This window comes from Niallia sp. FSL W8-1348 (assembly GCF_038006745.1).
Taxonomy (GTDB): Bacteria; Bacillota; Bacilli; order Bacillales; family Cytobacillaceae; genus Niallia; species Niallia alba.
This window is the reverse complement of the sequence record NZ_JBBOVV010000001.1, coordinates 444,265-464,780: the sequence shown is the minus strand read 5'-3', so window position 1 is coordinate 464,780 and position 20,516 is coordinate 444,265. Positions and strand designations below refer to the sequence as shown.

The following is a 20,516-nucleotide window of genomic DNA, read 5'->3' as shown; positions in this document are numbered from 1 at the left end:
CGGATGGTGAAAACAGGATGAAACTTCCTAATGGAATAACTGGTTTTTATGATTCAAAAGCCAATACCCCTCCACAAGTAGACGGGAAACAATTTAAACAATTATGCTTCGACTTTGCCTCTCGTAATCGTGGGAAATTAATTGATTTCATTACGCCACAATACCCATCAAACTTTTATTATGCTCAAGTTGATGTTTTAGGTAATAGGTTTTATATACTGTTGAATGAACATTATCCTTATCTTGCATTCGCTTCGGTAGTTGAATTTGGAAACATTAAATTCATCGACAGACCTGTTCTTAATGAACAATTTCCTTCTTTCTACCGAATAATAGGTACAGTTGAACTAAATGTTCCTTTTAATCAAAATCTTATAAAGAAAACAGAATTAAATAGTGCTGAGTTAGAACAAATTGCCTATTGGAAACCTGAAACGGTAGGGCAAGTAATCTTTAACTATTGGGATTGAACAATAGGAACTCCGCCAAACATCGGAGTTCCTATATTTTGTTTAAAAATCAACATTAAAGTTTAACAGAGCCTTGCCTTTAAAAAGGAAGGAAAACTCTTAATTTATACTTTTTTCATATAGTTGGCTAAATTTCATCCAGCCATATTACTGTTTTTTTGAAGAAAATAATTATAAAATAAAACAAAAGATTGATACATATACTAGTATTAAGCGTTAAGTTTGAGGAAGGGTGGTGGTTTTTCTTGAAGATTTATACGGCAATTTTATTTCAACTAATCATTTGGAGCGGCTTTTCGATAATTGAATGGTTATCAAGACATGACTTAATTCTTTATAAGGTGTTTATGTTTGGAGTGTTTTTTTATTTAGCTATTATAATTGGAAATTCTATCATAAAATCAACAAGAAAAACCATGCTGGCCACAATGATCAGCTTATCTATTTATGGTTCTTTTCATTTAATTATGACAATCATATCTGTAGTCTAAAAGAAACGATATAACCAACAATGATGGACCTAAATAAGCCTTTTCTCTGTATTATTTGGACTTACATACTTGGGAAAAGAAGAAGAAAGCAAGTTCTCTGTTACCATTGTGCTATGAATGGAAGCGAAAAGGGATAGAGAAGAGCTCTCTGTTACCGTTGTGCTATGAATGGGAGCAAAAAGGGAAGAGAGAAGAGCTTTCTGTTACCGCTGTGCTATGAATGGGAGCAAAAAGGGGATAGAGAAGAGCTCTCTGTTACCGTTAGACCATGAATAGAAGTGAAAAGGGAATAGAGAAGAGTTCTCTGTTACCGTTAAACTATGAATAGAAGCGAAAAGGGAATAGAGAAGAGTTTTCCCTTAATCAATTGCCATTTCCTTGAAACACAAACACAGTACAGCATAAAAAATGCCATTGTATAAACAAAGGCATTTTTTTAATAGAATCAAAACCACGCAAGTACTTATTGTCTCCGCTTTGTTGGTATTTTCCCAAAATAGCTTTTAAGAATGGTAAAGATTGATAGAACTAATAAGAAGAATACAAGAAAGCTAAAAATAAACGAAACTGGATGAAATATAGTTTTTGTTTGAAACGGAGACTCGAATGAAATTTCTAAAGGATATGCATTCGTTGAAGCTGGTAACAGCTTTTGTTGTTCCGCAAATGGCACTGGACCTCCAAAGCGAAAAGATTGTTCTATTTGCTCTGGTTTATGTTCGACGTAATTTTTAAAGATAAACGGTGTTGCCAGACTAATTAGCAAACTAATAATCGTAATAACAATATATTTTTTCAAAAAATAAAACTCCAATCTTTCCTTACCTAAAGAAGATAGATGGTTATTATTCATTTATATCCAAATAGAAGACAGGAATACCATTAAAGTGGTATTCCTGCCCCATGTAACTTATTATCTTATCGCACGATGTTCTTTAATTACACGAAGCTTTTTGAAATCGTAATCCTCAGGCCCTTGAACAGGCAATCCTGCTTCCATATTTCGTTTTATATAGGCAAGGTTATCTTCAGTGATAATCTCGCCAGGGATGAAAATAGGGATTCCTGGTGGGTACACCATAATGAATTCTGCGATCACTCTTCCTACTGAATCGTCAAAATTTATTAACTCTGTTTCCGAATAGAAAGCATCTCTGGGTGTCAGAGCTAGAAGAGGGATATTTGGCAACATCACTCTTGCCTCTACTTTAGAGGCTTTATCCTTTCTTTCTTCCGCAAGTGCTTTTAAGGAATCAATTAGAATATTGGCTTCTTTTTCTGAATCACCAGGTGTAATAATGCACAGGATATTATACAAATCAGACATCTCTACTTCGATTCGATAGTTTTGACGAAGCCATTCTTCTGCATCATGACCGGTCAATCCTAAGTCTTTTACAGAAATAATCAATTTAGTTGGATCATAATCAAAAGCAGAATCTGATTCTAGAATTTCTTCTCCGACACAGTATAAGTGTTCAATGTCATTAATCTGTCTGCGAATATATTGCGCAAGATTAATCGTTTTATCAATCAGCTCTTTTCCCTCTGTCGCAAGACGCTTTCTCGCAACATCGAGGGAAGCCAGCAAGAGATAGGAAGTGCTAGTTGTTGTCAACATACTTAAAATAGATTGAACGCGCTTGTAACTAATTAGGTCGCCTCTCATATTTAAAATGGAACTCTGAGTCATTGAACCGCCAAGTTTGTGTACACTTGTTGCCGCTATATCTGCACCTGCTTGCATCGCAGACATAGGCAAATCCTCGTGGAAATGAATATGAACACCATGCGCTTCATCAACCAAAACAGGAATATCATATGAATGAGCTAGATCAACAATCGTTTTTAAATCAGCTGAAATGCCAAAATAAGTTGGGTTAATGACTAATAGCCCTTTCGCATCTGGATGAAGGTCTAAAGCATGCTGAACAGACTCAATCGTGATGCCGTGAGAAATACCAAGATTTTTATCTACTTCTGGGTGGATAAAAATTGGAATCGCTCCAGCAAATATAATGGCAGACATAACCGATTTATGAACATTTCTTGGAACAATGATTTTATCTCCTGGGCCACAAACACTCATGATCATTGTCATGATAGCACCACTTGTGCCTTGAACGGAAAAGAAAGTATGATCTGCTCCAAACGCTTCAGCAGCAAGTTGCTGGGCGTGTTTAATCATCCCTTTTGGATAATGAAGATCATCAAGTGGACCAATATTAATAAGGTCTATCGAAAGGGCGTTTTCTCCGATAAAGTTTCTAAATTCAGGATCCATTCCATTCCCTTTTTTATGCCCGGGTATATGAAATTGAATCGGATCCTTTTTAACATGTTCCAATAATCCGTGGTATAACGGTGTTTCGTGTTGTGACAATTTATTACCACACCTCTTTATTTAGTATTTTTATGCATACTTTAGCGAACTTTATTGAAATTTCTTATGTAGAAATAGAAATTTTATCGTACCATTTGTCGCTGTATTGTCTTTAAATTAACTACTGTTTACTAGTTATTACCCTAATTACAAAATATAAAAATCATAAAACAAAAGAATTATAGCATTTTTTATTTTCTTTGCATACAATTAGTTTCTACTATAAAGAAAAGAATTATTTTTTTATGTTCTTTTTTTGCGTTTCTTAACTTTCAGTTAGGGAATAAAGTAGATGTTTTCAGACGAGTTTTACATTCTTAACAACTTAAATTACAATAGTTTCATCTGGAAAATTTCAAAACTATAGGATGTGGAATAATGGATTATCAATATCCGATCGATATCGATTGGTCAACAGATGAAATAATTACCGTCGTTAAATTTTTTGAAAGCATTGAGAAAGCCTACGAAAAAGGGATAGATAAGGCTGAATTAATGGAACAATACCGTGCCTTTAAAAAAATTGTGCCAGGGAAAGCACAAGAGAAGAAGGTATGTGATGAATTTGAAGAGGTAAGTGGTTATTCTACTTATCGAACAATAAAAAAAGCAAAAGAAGCTTCAGATGCTAGTAGAATAAAGATGGTATAAGGAAAAAGCTATCTGCAGAAGTAGTTCTCCGTTTAATGGAGATTATAAAGTGGTATGTTTTTTGTAGATAATACTAGTATTTGTATAAAGAGATTTGCATTCTCACTTGAATGTTTAACAACGTGGCGTGAAAAAGACAGTTAGTTTCACCATTTAGCAATGACATGAGAGAAAAAACCTGCGACAAAAAAATCTTTTATTAATTATGACAAAAACCTTGGGGATTTTCCCAAGGTTTTTGTATTTGTACCATTAAATCTGAAACTATAGTGCTTGTCAGATTTAATACTCTAACGATAATTTATAAATTGGAAGTAATGTATCATAAGTTTTTTCAACTAATGAGAGGAATGCCTCTCCATTCGATAGAATAGGATCATCAGCAGGGATTTGCTGACCTACCAAAAATTCAGCTTTTTTCACATCACGGAATCTCGTTAAAGCTGCCTCTAAATCAGCTTCTCCAATTTTAACGGCTTCTTTTTTCATATGATCCATGGAAAGAAAATAATCCTTTGGCAGGGTAGAATGCAAGAGCTCGTAATTGGCTAAAAAGCCTTCTGCAATTTCTTTCTTTTTTGGAAGTTCATATATATAAGCTAACCAAATAAAGACATGGTCATCAAATAACCCAACTTGGAAATGTGGATGCTGTTTATATCCTCGTTTATTGCTTGCGATAGCAAGCCACGTGTCTTTTGGTGGATTAACAGTACGTCTTGCGTGTTTAGCGATATGTAGAAACATTTCCATTCCAAGTTTCCCTGAAAGCTGCTCTGAAAGCTCAGAACCAATTTCGTGGAATTTTGGCTGAATTCTTTTCTGGATTGCTTCCATTCGTGAATCTAGTCCTTCAATCGTAAATGTATCAAAATCTTTTTGTGTAAAACCAGTAAACGACATTATTTCTTATCTCCTTTTTTGTTTATCTCGATTGTTTGCGGGTAAATAGTGTATATAAAATCAAGAAAGCTATTTAGTCACTTACCTGAAATTTTCTTCTTTAGATGTGCTTTTCGAAAATATTGTAGCATACATAAATAATATTATGAAGAAATAAGGGTTTAACTAGGTTATCGCACAAAAAAGGAGCAAGCTAATTGGTTTCCACATAATATATAAGAAATCAACAGAAATGCAAGTCGATGAAAGGGGTGTACTGTCATTGAAACAATTAATGAATTTAGCGAAGAAACTGGAAGTGGAAAAGGAAAAAAAGGCTGTTCTTCGTCTAGAAATGGATTATGAGTTGGCTACCTTATTCGATGCAATCAATGAAAAGAATGAAAAACAAAAAAAATTAAGTAAACAAAAGCTAGAAAGAATTAGGCAGGAACTTCTAAGACTTAATGCATTATAATTAAATAAGTAATTGGTTAATCATGTAGCTGGCTCTATAGGAATTAGAATTACTTCCTATAGAGCCAGCTACATGATTTTGCGTTCAGCTAGTGCGGGCTTTATGATACTATAGTGTAAGAAATGATTTTTACTTTCATTATTCTTGAAGGATGATAAGCAATTCTATAAGCTATAATAAAAGAAGTGTTGGAAAAAAGAATGTAAAGAAGGGTGAGAAAATGGCAAATTGGCTTGAAATCGATAAGTATGCAAAAGAATGGATAAAAGAGGCAGGCGAAAGAATCATCAAGTCTTTTTCGTCCGAGCTCATTATTCAAACAAAATCCAATAAAAATGATTTAGTCACACAAATAGATAAAGGTACAGAAGAATTTCTGATAAATAAAATCAGTGAAGTATTTCCCTCTCATCGTATTTTAGGGGAAGAGGGAATTAGCAAATCCTTAGAAGATTTAAAAGGGATTGTTTGGATTATTGATCCTATTGACGGAACGATGAATTTTGTACACATGCAGCGGGACTTTGCTATCTCGATCGGAATTTATGAGAATGGTATAGGAAAAATTGGCTTAATATATGATGTAGTCGCAGATGAGTTGTACCATGTTCAAAAGGGGAATGGTGTTTTTATGAATGATATTGAACTATTACCTTTAAAGAACACCGCAGTTGAAGAAGCTATTGTTGGGTTGAATGCCACATGGGTTACAAAAAACAAACGAATTGATCCAACTATTTTAGAACCACTTGTAAAAGAGTCTAGGGGGACAAGATCATTTGGATCTGCTTGTTTAGAGTTAGCATATATTGCTGCTGGACGAATGGATGCTTATCTAACCTTAAGATTATCACCATGGGACTATGCTGCAGGTAAGATAATGGTCGAAGAACTTGGCGGGAAGGTAACAACCTTAAGAAATGAACCGCTCGATTTACTAACACAACAATCCTTTTTTGCATCAAAACCTGGATTGCATGATGAAATTCTTCAAAAGTATTTAAAGGATGGAAATTGGTAAAGTAGGTTAAGATTTAAGAAGGCTGTTTATCGATCACACGTTGTAATTTCTTTTTCTTGTGCGATCGAAGGAACCAAATGCCGCAAAAGAGAAAAAAACAAATAAGTGTACCAGCTAATGTTTTTTCGAGAATACATATTCCGATACTAATGAAACTAGAAATTCCATAAACGTTATAGTAAAAAAGTGGATATTTTTCAAAATTCATGTTTATCTTCCTTTATTATGTTGTATATTAATCGGAAATAATAGCGTATGATATATTTAAACCCCACAGCAATCGATGTGGGTTTTTTAACTTTGTTCATTCATTTCTATCATACTATGGATGGGAATGGAAAGAACAGACATAATGTAAAGAAATTGTTATTTATAAGAATAAATTTTATGCTTAAATAGATTATTTTGTTAAAATAACGTTTACATTTGTTATTTTTTTAAAAGGATTTAGGTTTCTGTGAATTTATGTGATATAATGACTCAGTTATAATATTATTAAAAAATAAGTTGAATCCAGATAGACATATTTAGGTAGGAGTGAAATTTTTGAAAATTAGAGAAGATATTCGTAACATTGCTATTATTGCTCACGTTGACCACGGTAAAACGACTTTGGTTGACCAGCTGTTAAAACAATCCGGCACATTCCGTACGAACGAACATGTAGAAGAACGTGCAATGGATTCTAATGATTTAGAAAGAGAACGTGGAATAACAATATTAGCGAAAAATACTGCTATTCAATATAAAGATAAACGTATTAACATTCTAGATACACCAGGACATGCTGACTTCGGTGGTGAAGTAGAACGTATCATGAAAATGGTAGATGGTGTTTTACTAGTGGTAGATGCGTATGAAGGTTGTATGCCACAAACACGTTTCGTATTGAAAAAAGCTTTAGAGCAAAATTTAACACCAATTGTTGTTGTTAACAAGATTGACCGTGACTTTGCTCGTCCTGCTGAAGTAATTGATGAAGTTTTAGACTTATTTATTGAGTTGGACGCATCAGAAGAGCAACTAGAATTCCCAGTTATTTATGCATCAGCTATTAATGGAACTGCTAGCTTAGACCCTGAAAAACAAGATGAAAACATGCAATCATTATATGATTCAATCGTTGATCATATTCCTGCACCTGTTGATAATCGTGAAGAACCTTTACAATTCCAAGTAGCTCTTCTAGATTACAATGACTATGTTGGAAGAATTGGGATCGGGCGTGTATTCCGCGGTACGATGAAAGTTGGTCAACAAGTAGCTTTAATGAAACTAGATGGAACTGTTAAACAATTCCGTGTTTCAAAAATCTTTGGTTTCTTCGGATTAAAACGTCAAGAAATAGAAGAAGCATATGCTGGTGATTTAATCGCAGTATCAGGAATGGAAGATATTAACGTTGGTGAAACGGTATGTCCGTTTGATCATCAAGAGGCACTTCCAGTTTTACGTATTGATGAGCCAACTCTTCAAATGACATTCTTAGTTAATAACTCTCCTTTCGCAGGTAAAGAGGGTAAATATTTAACTTCAAGAAAAATTGAAGAAAGATTACGCGCGCAATTAGAAACAGATGTAAGCTTACGTGTAGAAAATACAGATTCTCCAGATGCTTGGACTGTTTCTGGACGTGGAGAGCTTCACTTATCTATCTTAATTGAAAATATGCGTCGTGAAGGCTATGAACTTCAAGTTTCAAAACCAGAAGTTATCGTAAAAACAATCGACGGTGTTCGTTGTGAGCCAATTGAACGTGTACAAATCGATGTTCCAGAAGAACATACAGGTTCTGTAATGGAATCAATCGGTGCCCGTAAAGGCGAAATGTTAGATATGATCAACAATGGTAACGGACAAGTTCGTTTAATCTTTAACGTACCAGCTCGTGGATTAATTGGTTATACAACTGAGTTCTTAACGTTAACTCGTGGATATGGTATCATCAACCATACATTCGACAGCTACCAACCAATGGCTTCAGGTCAAGTCGGTGGACGTCGTCAAGGTGTATTAGTAAGTATGGAATCTGGAAAATCTTCTACTTATGGAATAATGCAAGTAGAAGACCGTGGAATTATCTTTGTAGAATCTGGAACTGAAATTTACGAAGGTATGATTGTTGGTGAACATACTCGTGAAAATGACATTACTGTTAATATCACAAAAGTAAAACAAGCAACAAACATCCGTTCAGCAAACAAAGACCAAACAGCAACAATGAAAAAACCTAGAATTATGACGTTGGAAGAATCTTTAGAATACTTGAATGATGATGAGTATTGTGAAGTAACTCCTGAATCTATTCGTTTACGCAAAAAAATCTTAAATAAATCAGAACGTGAAAGAGCAGAAAAGAAGAAAAAAACTGCTGAATAATAGAAGGCAAAGGAGTCATCTTTTGATGGCTTCTTTTTGTGTTTTGAATAGTGGGATGTTGGGGGATATGACTGAGAATTTTTATCATTGACCGTAAACAGGAAAACCAAGTGAAAAGGGAACAGAGAAGCGTCCTTAGTGACCGCAAGCAAGTTGGAAAAAGGCATTCATATTGGAAACTGGAGATGAAAGCCACATTTGGCATTGTGAGAGTAAAAAGTGGCGTTCATACAGGAGATGAACCCCACATTTGGCATTGTGAGAGTAAAAAGTGGCGTTCATACAGGAGATGAAAGCCACATTTGGCATTGTGAGAGTAAAAAGTGGCGTTCATACAGGAGATGAAAGCCACATTTGGCATTGTGAGAGTAAAAAGTGGCGTTCATACAGGAGATGAACCCCACATTTGGCATTGTGAGAGTAAAAAGTGGCGTTCATACAGGAGATGAAAGCCACATTTGGCATTGTGAGAGTAAAAAGTGGCGTTCATACAGGAGATGAACCCCACATTTGGCATTGTGAGAGTAAAAAGTGGCGTTCATACAGGAGATGAACCCCACATTTAGCATTGTGAAAGTAAAAAGTGGCGTTCATACAGGGGATGAACCCCACATTTAGCATTGTGAGAGTAAAAAGTGGTGTTCATGCAGGAGATGACTCCACATTTAGCATTGTGAGTAGGAAAATGTTAATGGAGAGGGTTATGTTCGAGGCAAATCGAAAACAGATATGCGATTAACAGCCATGGTCATTAAAAGCGAAGAACTAGCGCCTGAATTAACGATGCCGTTAATTGCCAAGCCTACATAAAAGAGGATGGGACATAACTAAATAGATACTCTGTAAAGACGAACAATTTCTAATATAGCTAGTAAATAGCGGCTGCTTTCGCATACTTTTTACAAGAGGAAATATAATTAGTTGGAAAAACAGAGCAGCCGGAATACACGAAGACTCCTATGGGATTAGCGAGACAGTCTGAGACCCTGCAGGCCACAGGCCGAAGCGGCTCAGCGCGAGCCCCATGGAAAGCGAAGTGTATTCCGGCTGCGGGGAATCGCACCAAACTTCATGGAAACATCCTTTGAAAAACAAATAAAAGCCCGAACAATTATACGGAACATTCATTAGCATCTTCGTATAATTGTTCGGAATTATCCTTGGCTGGAATACTTATGTCCCAGCCCCTTTTTACCTATATATTTTCTTTGTTTACCAATCATCTTCCTGTGTTTTGTTTTGATAAAGGACGAAGTTGCCAGAATCGATTCTTTTCTTAGTATTCTCAGCAATTCTATCTTCACACTCTTTACACATATACGTATGAATCGGTCGATTTCGCAGACGTTTTGCCTGAAAGGAGTTTTCGTCTATATCTTCAATTTTATCACATATCACACATTTAACTTTCAATAGCTGCACCTCTAATCATATAAGTTCGATAAAATGGATTATAGGCACATTATAATATATAATCGCATAAAAAATCGAATTTTAATCTCTTATATGATTATTTGATTGTTCATCTTGATCTTTTTTCAGTTCTTTTTCTTCTTCATTATTTAAATTTTCGTTTGGATTTTTGAGATCTCTATCAGGCTCATTCTTAATCATATCTGCTGGTATCTCAGGAATGAGTCTTCCGCTAATATCAGCTAATTCATTGAATATTCCTTGAATCGGTTTCCCATTTTGAATATCTTCGCCAATCTCTTTAAGTCTTGCATTGAGATCTGGATCTGCAATAATAATTGCATTTGCTCCGTCTGGGTCATTTTTTAAGCTTTCAGCAACTGCGTATTTAATTGAGCCTACTTCAGAACGATCTAAGTCTGCATTGATGTCCACTCCTACAAGCGCATATCTACCGATTACTACTGCTGTGGCATCATTGACATTCTCAATGCTTGTGGCAAGAGTAACGAGTCTTTTCGCGATATCCTGGCCAGTCTTACGGTCCACCTCTTGTATAGTAGAATTTTTAACATTTGTTACATGAGGGGGATTTTCTCTATTCTCAGATTGTTGGCTATTTTCCACGTTATTATTTGTACATCCAGAAAGAAGAAAAAGGAATAAAATTAATAAATATCCTTTTTTCACAAATATTACCTCCTTTGATATTGAAGAATAACTTCTAAAAGTGTGCATTTTCACCTAATTTGTAGGTGGAAATGAGCATTTTTATGTTTTTTTACGGTTCCTCTTTCTTTATTGTGCAAAATATCTTCTATCTTTATGCGATAAAACATATATTTTACCAAGGTTCTTTCCGTTACACGGATAGTGCAGCAATATATGACGTTTTAGAGCAGGGGGCATCGGTTTGAGTAAAATTTACGTATTGGATACAAATGTCTTGTTACAGGATCCTTATTCTATTTTTTCTTTTAGTGACAATGATGTAGTAATTCCAGCAGTAGCTTTAGAAGAGGTAGACAGCAAAAAACGGTACATGGATGAAATCGGAAGGAACGCAAGACAAATATCTAGATTGATCGATAACTTAAGAGAAACAGGAAAGTTGCACGATAAAATTCCTTTGGAGAATGGTGGAACTTTACGAATTGAACTGAATCACCGTTCTTTTCATGAGCTTCAAGAAATATTTGTGGAAAAGACAAATGATAATCGTATATTAGCAGTAGCAAAAAACTTATCAATAGAAGAAAGCAAAAAAGAAAATGGACGAACCGTTATCTTAGTAAGTAAAGATACGCTCGTACGTGTAAAAGCAGATGCGATAGGTCTGGTGAGTGAGGATTTCTTAAGTGATCGAGTAGTTGAAAATGATCATTTGTATACTGGTTTTATGGATGTACAAGTAACCATTGATGTTTTAAATCGCTTTTATGAGAATGGACAGCTCCCTATTGGAGAAATTGGCAATGGGATTTATTACCCAAATCAGTTTCTGATCTTAAAGGATGTGTTAGGTTCTTCTTCGTCTGCATTAGCAATAGTGGATCCATCAAGGAAATATGTAAAAAAATTAGTATTCGATCATGAGCATATTTGGGGAATTCGCCCAAGAAATGTTCAGCAAACAATGGCAATTGAAATGTTATTAAAGAAAGACATGCCTTTAGTTACGCTAATTGGAAAAGCCGGAACGGGGAAAACATTATTGGCGTTAGCATCTGGATTGATGCAAACAGAGGATTTTGGAGATTATAAAAAATTATTAGTAGCAAGGCCAATCGTCCCAATGGGAAAGGATTTAGGTTTTCTTCCGGGAGAAAAGGAAGAAAAATTAAGGCCATGGATGCAGCCAATCTTTGATAATCTCGAGTATTTGTTTAATACAAAAAAGCCTGGAGAATTAGAAGCAATTCTTGCTGGTATGGGATCAATTGAAGTGGAGGCATTAACTTATATTAGAGGTCGCAGTATTCCTGATCAATTTATTATTATTGACGAAGCACAAAATTTAACGAAACATGAAGTGAAAACGATCTTAACGAGGGTAGGAGAAGGTAGTAAGATTGTTCTTATGGGAGACCCAGAACAAATTGATCATCCATATTTAGATGCCTTTAATAACGGGTTAAGCTATGTAGTGGAGCGTTTCAAAGACCAGCCAATTGCGGGTCACGTAAAATTAGTAAAAGGAGAAAGATCTTCTTTAGCACAGTTAGCAGCAGATCTTCTCTAGTCTTAGTCTAATTAATTTATATACGCCATCCTAGCAATACTGGGATGGCGTATATTTCGAATTATGTAATTTTAAATGCTTGCACATTTTTTATCGGAGTTTGTTCTTTGTCTTTTCTATTGTCATAAATATGTACTGGACCATCTTCTGTAAGTGGTTTTCCTTTTATGCAAAATAATAAGAAGATCGAGTCGATTTCTTCTAAAGGAATGGCGTATTCTTCATTAGCCATTGTGACTAAAAGAGTTGTTGCATCTTTCTTCGGTTCCGCATTTTTTATAAATGGTGCTAAGGACATATAGAAGGTTCCAGTGAGCATTTCTACTTTTTGATAGGTTTTTGTAGACTGCTCTGGAACTTTTGCACCTTCTGTAATTTCTTGATCCCAGTGCTTGGAGGCTTCTTTTGTATACGCTTCTAATTCATCTTTCACTTCAACTGGTGCAAATACGGTATCAGCAGTTTGTTTGCGATCATCAAATATCCATACAGTCGGATCGATAGTAATCGGAAAATTCACCAGTCCGGTAACTTGAATAATACTATTCATTTAAAGATTCCTCCTTATGTACTTTGTTTGTTTGTAGAAAAAAGCTGCAAATTAATAACATCAAAATTATTTTAAGTAACTAATTTTACTAGCAGACGAAAACGATGTTATTTTAAGTATAGTCTTTTCTTTTCTTTCTGTCATTTTGAATGCTAGAACAAAAACTATTTGGTTTTTTCATGGGGATTGTTCTTGCAATTTTTCTAGGTTGAGTTTAAACTTTATAGATAGGATAATCGCTCGGAAACGGGGGGATAGGATTGACTTCTGAAATGATTATTAATCATAAAGAAAAAGCAAATGAGTTATTGAAAGCAGATGCTGAAAAAATATTAAAACTAATTAAAGTTCAGATGGATAATTTAACAATGCCACAATGTCCTCTATATGAAGAGGTATTGGATACGCAAATGTATGGATTGTCTAAAGAGATAGATTTTGCTATTCGATTAGGATTAGTAGAAGAACAAGTTGGTAAGAAAATTTTAGATGAGTTGGAAAAGGAATTATCGATTTTGCATGAAGCATCTATAAGAAAATAAAAAGTAAACTCAAACAAAAGCAGTCATTGTTTGAGTTTTTTTAGTGGTTAGGTGTATTATTTTAAAATAAGGGAAGTACATACGAATACGCCTAATTATTATAATTGTCTGTTTCCATAGTTGTTTTTTGATCGGAGCAAGGCGGTACTACAATGCCTTGGGAAACGATAAGTATTGTTTCTTCCCCACCGGATAAATAACGAACTTGATATTTAGCGGAAATTTAGTAGAAAATTGCCCAATATTTTAAGAGAATGAACGGAAGTTATCCTTTTCAGCAGGAAATAGATAAGAGACAACGAATACTCTAAATGAGGAGATTGAATAAGGGATGCGGTTGAATGGTAAAGAAGATATTAAAATCGTATGATTATACACTGATTATAGCAATGGTACTATTAATTTTATTTGGGTTAATTATGATTTATAGTGCTAGTATGGTTTCGGCAGTTCAATATTATGGAGAAGATAGTAGCGATTTTTTTTATAAGAGGCAATTTAAATATATATTAGTTGCGGGAATCGCCTTTATTGTTGTAGCAATTTTTCCGTATAAAGCTTTATTAAGTAATAAAATATTAGTCCCAATGGTATTTGGCTCTATTATGTTTTTAAGTGGAATCTTTTTGTTTGGTAGTGTTTATGGAAATGCGCAAAGCTGGTATAAGATTGGGACAGCAAGTCTTCAGCCAGCGGAGTTCGTTAAATTAGCTGTTATTATTTATTTATCGGCTATTTATTCTAAAAAGCAGTCGTATATCAATGAATTTAATAGGGGAGTTGTCCCTCCACTAGCCTATTTGGTTATTGTTTGTGCGTTAGTTACTATTCAGCCGGATTTTGGAACAGCTGCCATCATTTTTATGATTGGTGCAACCGTTATTCTTTGTTCAGGAATGAACTGGAAAAATTTATCGAAGTTAATGCTGATTGGTTTATCATTTCTGTTATTATTAGTTTTCATCATGCAGTTAGCTGGTAAAAGCATCTTTACAGAAAAGCAAATGGCGAGAATTTTTGTTTTTCTAGATTCTCCATTTGCAGAAGAAGTCGTGCAAGAATCTGGTTATCATATGAGTAACTCGCTTATTGCTATTGGCTCTGGTGGTCTTAAAGGGGTAGGCTTGGGACAAGGTGTACAAAAATTAGGTTATTTAACAGATGGTCACACCGATTTTATAATGGCAGTAATTGCTGAAGAATTAGGTATTTTTGGGGTAGGCTTTGTAGTAGTGGGGCTAAGTTATATTGTTTTACGAGGGATTTATACAGGCTTAAAGTGCAAAGATCCTTTTGGGAGCTTATTAGCAATTGGCATCTCCAGTATGATCGGAATACAAGCTTTTATTAATATTGGTGGGGTTTCTGGATTAATTCCGCTGACTGGTGTCCCGTTACCTTTCATTAGTTATGGGGGATCGTCCTTATTGCAATTATCAATTGGAATGGGAATTTTAGTTAATGTTTCGATGTTTGTTAAATATGAAAGAGTTTATAAACCAAAAGAAGAAGGTGTTCCGGATGTTCCAGAGCAGAAGCAATCTACTTCGACTTTTGTACGTCCAAACCGAAATTTTTAATAAAAGAGCAGTTTGTCGACAAAAAGATTTTTGGAAACTCAAATTGAAATTTCATGCGTTGCTTGGAGTGGAAGGGGTGAGACTCCTGTGGGCTCAGCGCGAGCCCCACGGAAAGCGAACCCCTGAAGCGGAAAGCAACATCTCTATTCAAAGGAACTAATAAATATACTATAGACAAACCTCTATATCTAAAATTCAAGGATTTGTCTACAGTCTAAAAAAAGATAGCACCGAAAAAGGTGCTATCTTTTTTTAGTATGTTCTAAAGATAAGAAGGTTTAGAAAACAGGTTGATTCATTTGCTTCCTTGCGAAAAAAAGCTATAATAAGTAGAGTGTCTTTTTCTTTTTAAAACGCTTTCGAAGAAGGTGTTTATAATGTTAAAGTTTACCAATAATGTGACAACTGAGGTTTTTTGGGAGTATGAGTAAAATGTTTGTGGGAGATGTTGTACCCTGTTTCTCAATGGATGGGGCGTAGATCCATCCATTGAGAAACAGGTCACCAAACGGAAGTGCGGTAGATGGAAAATAAAATCAAATGAAAAAAGGACTCTCTTCTTGTATAGTAAAGTCTGCGAAAACCACAAATACAAGGAAGAGGAGTCCTATGAAAAAAGATACCATACAATTACCCACATTAAAAGAACTGGAAAAAGATTTATTTGTTATGCTTCAAAAGACATTTGGTGAAGTTCTCACGAAGCAACTCGAAGAAATGGATCAACAGATTGCAGAAAATAGAGATAAAAAGAGATTTTACCTTCAGGATAAGCGAGCCGTAGAGATGGATACTTCATTCGGTTCTATTATCATCAATCGGAATTACTATAGGGACAGGGAAAAGGGTGGATACGTTTATCTCCTTGATCACTATTTAGAGTTTGAGGGGTCAAAAGGTTTCAGTCCCCTAGTTGAAACGATGGCAATGGAAATGGCAGTTCAAGGTACATCCTATCGTCATGCTTCCTCCATGATTGAGAAACTACTAGGTTACAAAGTAATCAGCCATGAGACTATTCGTCAACACCTTCTACAAACAGAAGTTACTTTCGTCAAGCCGACCGACCAATTGAGGAAAGTGCTCTTTGTAGAAGTAGACGGACTATATGTGAAAAGGCAACGTGGAAAACGACGTGGGCGGGAAGAAAAGATTGCTTCCGTACATGAGGGCTGGATAGTCAACGGGAAACGAACATCCTTAATCGCAAAACGTCACTATGTCCACAAAGGTAAAGAAGCGTTCTGGGAAGGATTTGAGCAGTTCTTAATAGATAATTACAACTACAATCCGAGTGAACATCACCTCGTAATTAATGGGGATGGAGCCCAGTGGATTACGGCTTGTCAGGATCACTATAAGAATGCATTCTTTGTCATCGACCGATTCCATGTAGCTCGTGAGGTTAAAACGCTTTTCAAAGGCCATAAGAGATATAGAGTCATTCGTAAGAAACTGGCTCAATATGATGCGAAAGGATTCCTAGTGGAACTTAATAGTGCAGTTGGTACTCTTGAAAACGAAAAGAAAGAAGAACGGTTAGAAGAGTTCATACAACAGCTGTCAAAATATCCTCAGGCCCTTGGAGATTATCGCGAATGGTTGAAGGAAAAAGACATAGACACAAGCCACTATCGTCCAATGGGAAGTGCGGAAGGAACGATGAGTGTATTCGCTAAACGGCTTAAAAACGGCCGCAGCTGGTGCGATAAAGGAATACAAGCATTTATTGACTTTATGGTTGGTATGAAGGATGAATTAGAAATCAAGACGATTTTAGGACGAATTAACCCTAACGATCAAACCGCTTCTGTTTCTCAGCCAAAATATTATGTGGAAAAGTTAAAGAGTTCAGTCGGAGAGCTAACAAGAAATAATTTATCATATTTAAATCGGCAAAAAGGAAAGCCGATATACCATGCTTTACAAGCCTTACGAGGTTTTTAAAAAATGAAGGAAATGAACAAAAACAAAACTAAATTGTTTAGATAACGCTTTCATTTAGGTGGGAAATATAACTAAATAAGAGGGGAGTTTTTCTATCCAAAAAAAACTCCCACAAAAACTTGACTCAATCTTTTTGGGAAAAAAGAGAGAAATATTAGTGGAAATATGTTTTAATAGCAAAAGAGTCTTTTTTAACATTGCTATATTGTTAAATGTGAATAATGACACAATGGAAATGAACGGATTTTTATATAGTAGTATATTTTTTACTGTGTATTGGAAAGGGGAGACATGATCAAATGGCTAATTCTCGCGTTTATCCTGAAGCCAAATTGACAAATAAACAATCAGAAACAACTGCCTGGAAGGATTTTCTCGCATTAATTAAAATAGGAATCGTGAATTCAAACTTAATCACTGTATTTACCGGTATCTGGCTTGCAATAGTTTTCACAGATGTTAAGTTTTTAGAGCAAATTGACACTGTATTATATACATTGATAGGTTCAGGGTTGATTATTGCCGGTTCCTGTGTGTTAAATAATTTTATAGATCGTGATATTGATCCATTAATGGAAAGAACGAAGGCAAGGCCGACCGTAACAGGGAAAGTAAAGCCTGTAAGAGTTGCTGTTTTAGGTTTTGGCTTTCTGTTAATTGGAACACTATTTTTATTATTAACTACCATTACCGCAACAGTTATTGCTTTAGTAGGTGCATTTAGCTATGTTGTGATATATACAATGTGGTCGAAGCGTCGACTTGTATCAAATACCGTTATTGGAAGTTTTTCAGGAGCCGTTCCACCACTAATTGGATGGGCTGCAATTGATCCTGGACTTCATGTAATGGCTTGGAGCTTGTTTTTAATTATGTTTGTTTGGCAGCCTCCGCATTTTTACTCGTTAGCAATTCGAAGAGTGGAAGAGTACCGTGCAGCAGGGATTCCAATGCTTCCTGTTGTTAAAGGGTTTGAAGTAACAAAAAAACATACGTATATATGGATTGTCGCATTATTTCCACTGCCATTTTTGTTATACCAAATCGGTATTCCATTTTTAATATTAGCAACGTTACTAAATATCGGTTGGGTTATTACAGGAATTCGAGCAAGCAAAAAACAAGATGAATATAAATGGGCTACAGCGATGTTTATTTATTCCATCCAATATTTAACGGTTCTATTTGTTTCAATGGTAGTATTTACATTATTCTAAAAGGAATTATCATAAGGGGAGAACATTTCGAGGAGAATAATGTTTGATTTAGAATTTATTAAAGGTTGTTACTTTTTTATAAGTGGAAAGCGAAGTGTATTCCGGCTGCGGGTTACTAGCAGCAAACTTTACGAAAACAACCTTATTTAAAAGGGAATTTGGGAGTTTGTTAAACAAAGAGGTAAATACTTTATGGAGTGGGTAGTTTAATGGAATTTACATTACCGATTTTGCCAACAATTAGTACTTCATTTATCATTTTAAGTGCCATTTTTGTAGCAATTGGTTGGGGATTAATTAAGAAAAGAAAAAGAAAAGAGCATCAGACCGTCATGCTTTTTGCAGCAATTTTTGCAGTAATCTTTTTCATCATTTACGCATCAAGAACGATTTTTATTGGTAACACTTCTTTCGGTGGACCTGATGATATTAAAATCTACTATACCATTTTTCTGATCTTTCATATCACTTTGGCAACAATAGGTGCTGTATTAGGGATTATCATGTTGTATACAGGGTATAAGAAACAGTATGCAAAGCATCGAAAGTTAGGTCCAATGACAAGTATTATCTGGTTTATTACAGCCATTACAGGAACAGCAGTTTATTTACTTCTTTATGTTTTCTACCATGGTGGCGAAACAACATCTGTTATAAAAGCAATATTAGGCTTTTAATAGGAAAAGGAAAAATGCTTCTACAAAAAATAGAAGCATTTTTTTATTGCACTTTTATTGAGGAGATGGATTGCTTTAAAAATTAACTTACTTTACATAATTGAAAAAATACTTATTCTATTAAAATTATTTAAAGTAAGTTATACTATTTAGTAAGAAAGCCACATATATTAATAGAAACAATGCTAGAGAGGGGGGAATCCTCTGAAAATTTTATTAAGAACTGTTGTAATTATTGCAGTGTTATCAGCGATTGGATTCTATTTTAGTATAACAGATGACAATAATCAGCCAGATGTACTAGTTGAAAATGGTGATAATCCTACAAAAGTGGAGGATAATCTCAAAGAAGCGAAGGAAAATACGCAAGTTCTTTCAGTTCCTAAAGAAGGTTTGGGAACTTTAATCGGTAAAAGTACAAGTGAACTAAAAAAGAAATACGGAGAACCAGCTAGAATTGATCCATCTGCATATGAATATGATTGGTGGATTTACAATAAGGATGACTCTAAGTATTTTCAAGTTGGAATCCTAGAGGATAAAGTCGTTACTGTTTACGCAATTGGCAACTCAGTGAATATTACTCCTTATAAAATTGGACAAGAAGTTGGAGAGATTTATACGATGACGCCAATTGAAACAAATATTAGTTTTAATTATGAAAACTCCTCCTATCGATTTGAGTTATCAGAGGATGAAATAAATAACCGTCCATTGATTCAAATTGGCGATTATTATGCACAGCTATACTTTGATAAATTTAACGGTACTTTATCAAGTATTCGCTATATGGATGCCCGTACATTACTTCATTTAAGACCATACGAATTAGTTTATCGAGGAGAACTATTAGAGACACAGAATAGTGTGGAAGATAGTGAAGCAATTCAAGAGGGCAATGAACGACAAATATTAGATATGACGAATGTGTTAAGAAAAAGATTTGAACTCAACACTGTGGAATGGGATCAACCTACTGCTGAGGTAGCTTTAGGTCATAGTAAGGATATGTTTGATACAGAAGACTTTTCCCATACTTCTGAGAAGTATGGAGATTTAGAGGATCGTCTAAAAGCAGGAGATGTATTTTATCAAGTTGCTGGAGAGAATATCGCAGCAGGTTATTCAGATGCACCATCTGTAATGGAAGGTTGGCTAAACAGCAAAGGTCATCGTGAATGTTTATTAAATGACAAATTTACTCATCTTGGGGTAGGGGTATTTGATAAATATTATACGCAGAATTTTATTGAAAAATGGTAATGGGATATACACATAACTGTCGACAAACTCAGTAAAGGAGTGGTTGGCAGTTTTTTTTTTGACAGAATTTACCCCACTCTTAACGGACAGTAAGATTCCCCCAAAGCTTATGAGTATAGGAGGAAGATAGGTGGGAGATCAACTGTCCGTAAAGGTCCGATTGGTTCAACTAACCATCAGTGGGGGAGGAAGGAAAACCCCCACTGATGGAAGTTTCACTTTATCTATCCTTACACTTGCCTCATTTAGACCACAGAGGGAATTTTGAAAGGGAAATGCACATTTTTTATCGTGCTATCATACAGTAACATAGGCAGATGTATCAAATTA

The 20,516-nt window shown here is 35.1% G+C and carries 19 protein-coding genes; 13 read left to right on the top strand and 6 right to left on the bottom strand.

Annotated elements, in window-relative coordinates; translation table 11 throughout:
- Nucleotides 1-17: 17 nt before the first annotated feature.
- Nucleotides 18-470, top strand: a complete 453-nt coding sequence (locus tag NST60_RS02360) for a hypothetical protein (protein WP_016200963.1) — start codon at nucleotides 18-20, stop codon at nucleotides 468-470.
- Nucleotides 471-715: 245 nt separating this feature from the next.
- Nucleotides 716-961: a hypothetical protein gene (locus tag NST60_RS02355; RefSeq protein ID WP_016200964.1), complete on the top strand. Its 246-nt coding sequence runs from the start codon at nucleotides 716-718 to the stop codon at nucleotides 959-961.
- Nucleotides 962-1,424: 463 nt separating this feature from the next.
- Here NST60_RS02355 and NST60_RS02350 read toward each other — a convergent pair whose 3' ends face one another.
- Together NST60_RS02350 and NST60_RS02345 are read right to left on the bottom strand one after the other, a co-directional pair.
- Nucleotides 1,425-1,760 carry a hypothetical protein gene (locus tag NST60_RS02350; RefSeq protein WP_101730079.1) on the bottom strand — a complete coding sequence of 112 codons (336 nt, stop codon included), beginning with the start codon at nucleotides 1,758-1,760 and terminating at the stop codon, nucleotides 1,425-1,427.
- A 114-nt stretch (nucleotides 1,761-1,874) separates the two neighbouring features.
- On the bottom strand, nucleotides 1,875-3,344 hold the full coding sequence (locus NST60_RS02345) for an aminotransferase class I/II-fold pyridoxal phosphate-dependent enzyme (protein WP_101730078.1): 1,470 nt from the start codon (nucleotides 3,342-3,344) through the stop codon (nucleotides 1,875-1,877).
- Nucleotides 3,345-3,722: 378 nt separating this feature from the next.
- Between NST60_RS02345 and NST60_RS02340 the strand changes: the two genes are divergently transcribed.
- A complete protein-coding gene (locus NST60_RS02340) occupies nucleotides 3,723-3,995 on the top strand; it encodes a UPF0223 family protein (RefSeq protein ID WP_169188332.1) in 273 nt (90 codons plus the stop codon).
- A gap of 282 nt (nucleotides 3,996-4,277) precedes the next feature.
- Here NST60_RS02340 and NST60_RS02335 read toward each other — a convergent pair whose 3' ends face one another.
- Nucleotides 4,278-4,898, bottom strand: coding sequence for a YktB family protein (locus NST60_RS02335; RefSeq protein ID WP_016200968.1), 621 nt, complete (start codon nucleotides 4,896-4,898; stop codon nucleotides 4,278-4,280).
- A gap of 262 nt (nucleotides 4,899-5,160) precedes the next feature.
- Between NST60_RS02335 and NST60_RS02330 the strand changes: the two genes are divergently transcribed.
- The 3 genes from NST60_RS02330 to typA all read left to right on the top strand — a co-directional run bounded on the left by NST60_RS02330 (nucleotide 5,161) and on the right by typA (nucleotide 8,755).
- Nucleotides 5,161-5,355: a hypothetical protein gene (locus NST60_RS02330; RefSeq protein ID WP_016200969.1), complete on the top strand. Its 195-nt coding sequence runs from the start codon at nucleotides 5,161-5,163 to the stop codon at nucleotides 5,353-5,355.
- Between the two features lie 220 nt (nucleotides 5,356-5,575).
- Entirely contained in the window at nucleotides 5,576-6,376 is an 801-nt protein-coding gene (locus NST60_RS02325; protein WP_040342485.1) for an inositol monophosphatase family protein, read from the top strand.
- Nucleotides 6,377-6,922: 546 nt separating this feature from the next.
- Nucleotides 6,923-8,755, top strand: a complete 1,833-nt coding sequence (typA, locus tag NST60_RS02320) for a translational GTPase TypA (RefSeq protein WP_016200971.1) — start codon at nucleotides 6,923-6,925, stop codon at nucleotides 8,753-8,755.
- A 1,212-nt stretch (nucleotides 8,756-9,967) separates the two neighbouring features.
- On the opposite strand, the gene NST60_RS02315 is transcribed toward typA, so the two are convergent.
- Both NST60_RS02315 and NST60_RS02310 read right to left on the bottom strand, forming a co-directional pair.
- Nucleotides 9,968-10,168, bottom strand: a complete 201-nt coding sequence (locus tag NST60_RS02315; protein WP_016200972.1) for a YlaI family protein — start codon at nucleotides 10,166-10,168, stop codon at nucleotides 9,968-9,970.
- Between the two features lie 81 nt (nucleotides 10,169-10,249).
- Nucleotides 10,250-10,858 carry a YhcN/YlaJ family sporulation lipoprotein gene (locus NST60_RS02310; protein ID WP_016200973.1) on the bottom strand — a complete coding sequence of 203 codons (609 nt, stop codon included), beginning with the start codon at nucleotides 10,856-10,858 and terminating at the stop codon, nucleotides 10,250-10,252.
- Nucleotides 10,859-11,081: 223 nt separating this feature from the next.
- Between NST60_RS02310 and NST60_RS02305 the strand changes: the two genes are divergently transcribed.
- On the top strand, nucleotides 11,082-12,410 hold the full coding sequence (locus NST60_RS02305; RefSeq protein WP_016200974.1) for a PhoH family protein: 1,329 nt from the start codon (nucleotides 11,082-11,084) through the stop codon (nucleotides 12,408-12,410).
- A gap of 61 nt (nucleotides 12,411-12,471) precedes the next feature.
- Here the strand turns inward: NST60_RS02305 and NST60_RS02300 are convergent, their stop codons facing one another.
- Entirely contained in the window at nucleotides 12,472-12,960 is a 489-nt protein-coding gene (locus NST60_RS02300; protein ID WP_169188334.1) for a peptidyl-prolyl cis-trans isomerase, read from the bottom strand.
- Nucleotides 12,961-13,220: 260 nt separating this feature from the next.
- Here NST60_RS02300 and NST60_RS02295 point away from each other — a divergent pair, with 260 nt between their 5' ends.
- The 6 genes from NST60_RS02295 (at nucleotide 13,221) to NST60_RS02270 (ending at nucleotide 20,186) form a co-directional block, all read left to right on the top strand.
- On the top strand, nucleotides 13,221-13,502 hold the full coding sequence (locus NST60_RS02295) for a YlaN family protein (protein ID WP_016200976.1): 282 nt from the start codon (nucleotides 13,221-13,223) through the stop codon (nucleotides 13,500-13,502).
- Nucleotides 13,503-13,843: 341 nt separating this feature from the next.
- Nucleotides 13,844-15,082: an FtsW/RodA/SpoVE family cell cycle protein gene (locus tag NST60_RS02290; protein WP_016200977.1), complete on the top strand. Its 1,239-nt coding sequence runs from the start codon at nucleotides 13,844-13,846 to the stop codon at nucleotides 15,080-15,082.
- 609 nt (nucleotides 15,083-15,691) lie between these two features.
- Entirely contained in the window at nucleotides 15,692-17,029 is a 1,338-nt protein-coding gene (locus tag NST60_RS02285) for an ISLre2 family transposase (RefSeq protein WP_169187606.1), read from the top strand.
- 299 nt (nucleotides 17,030-17,328) lie between these two features.
- On the top strand, nucleotides 17,329-18,246 hold the full coding sequence (gene cyoE, locus NST60_RS02280; RefSeq protein ID WP_016200978.1) for a heme o synthase: 918 nt from the start codon (nucleotides 17,329-17,331) through the stop codon (nucleotides 18,244-18,246).
- Nucleotides 18,247-18,455: 209 nt separating this feature from the next.
- The gene (locus NST60_RS02275) at nucleotides 18,456-18,923 is read left to right on the top strand and encodes a DUF420 domain-containing protein (protein WP_016200979.1); all 468 of its coding nucleotides are present in this window, start codon (nucleotides 18,456-18,458) and stop codon (nucleotides 18,921-18,923) included.
- 204 nt (nucleotides 18,924-19,127) lie between these two features.
- A complete protein-coding gene (locus NST60_RS02270; protein WP_169189646.1) occupies nucleotides 19,128-20,186 on the top strand; it encodes a CAP domain-containing protein in 1,059 nt (352 codons plus the stop codon).
- The last annotated feature ends 330 nt before the right edge of the window (nucleotides 20,187-20,516 follow it).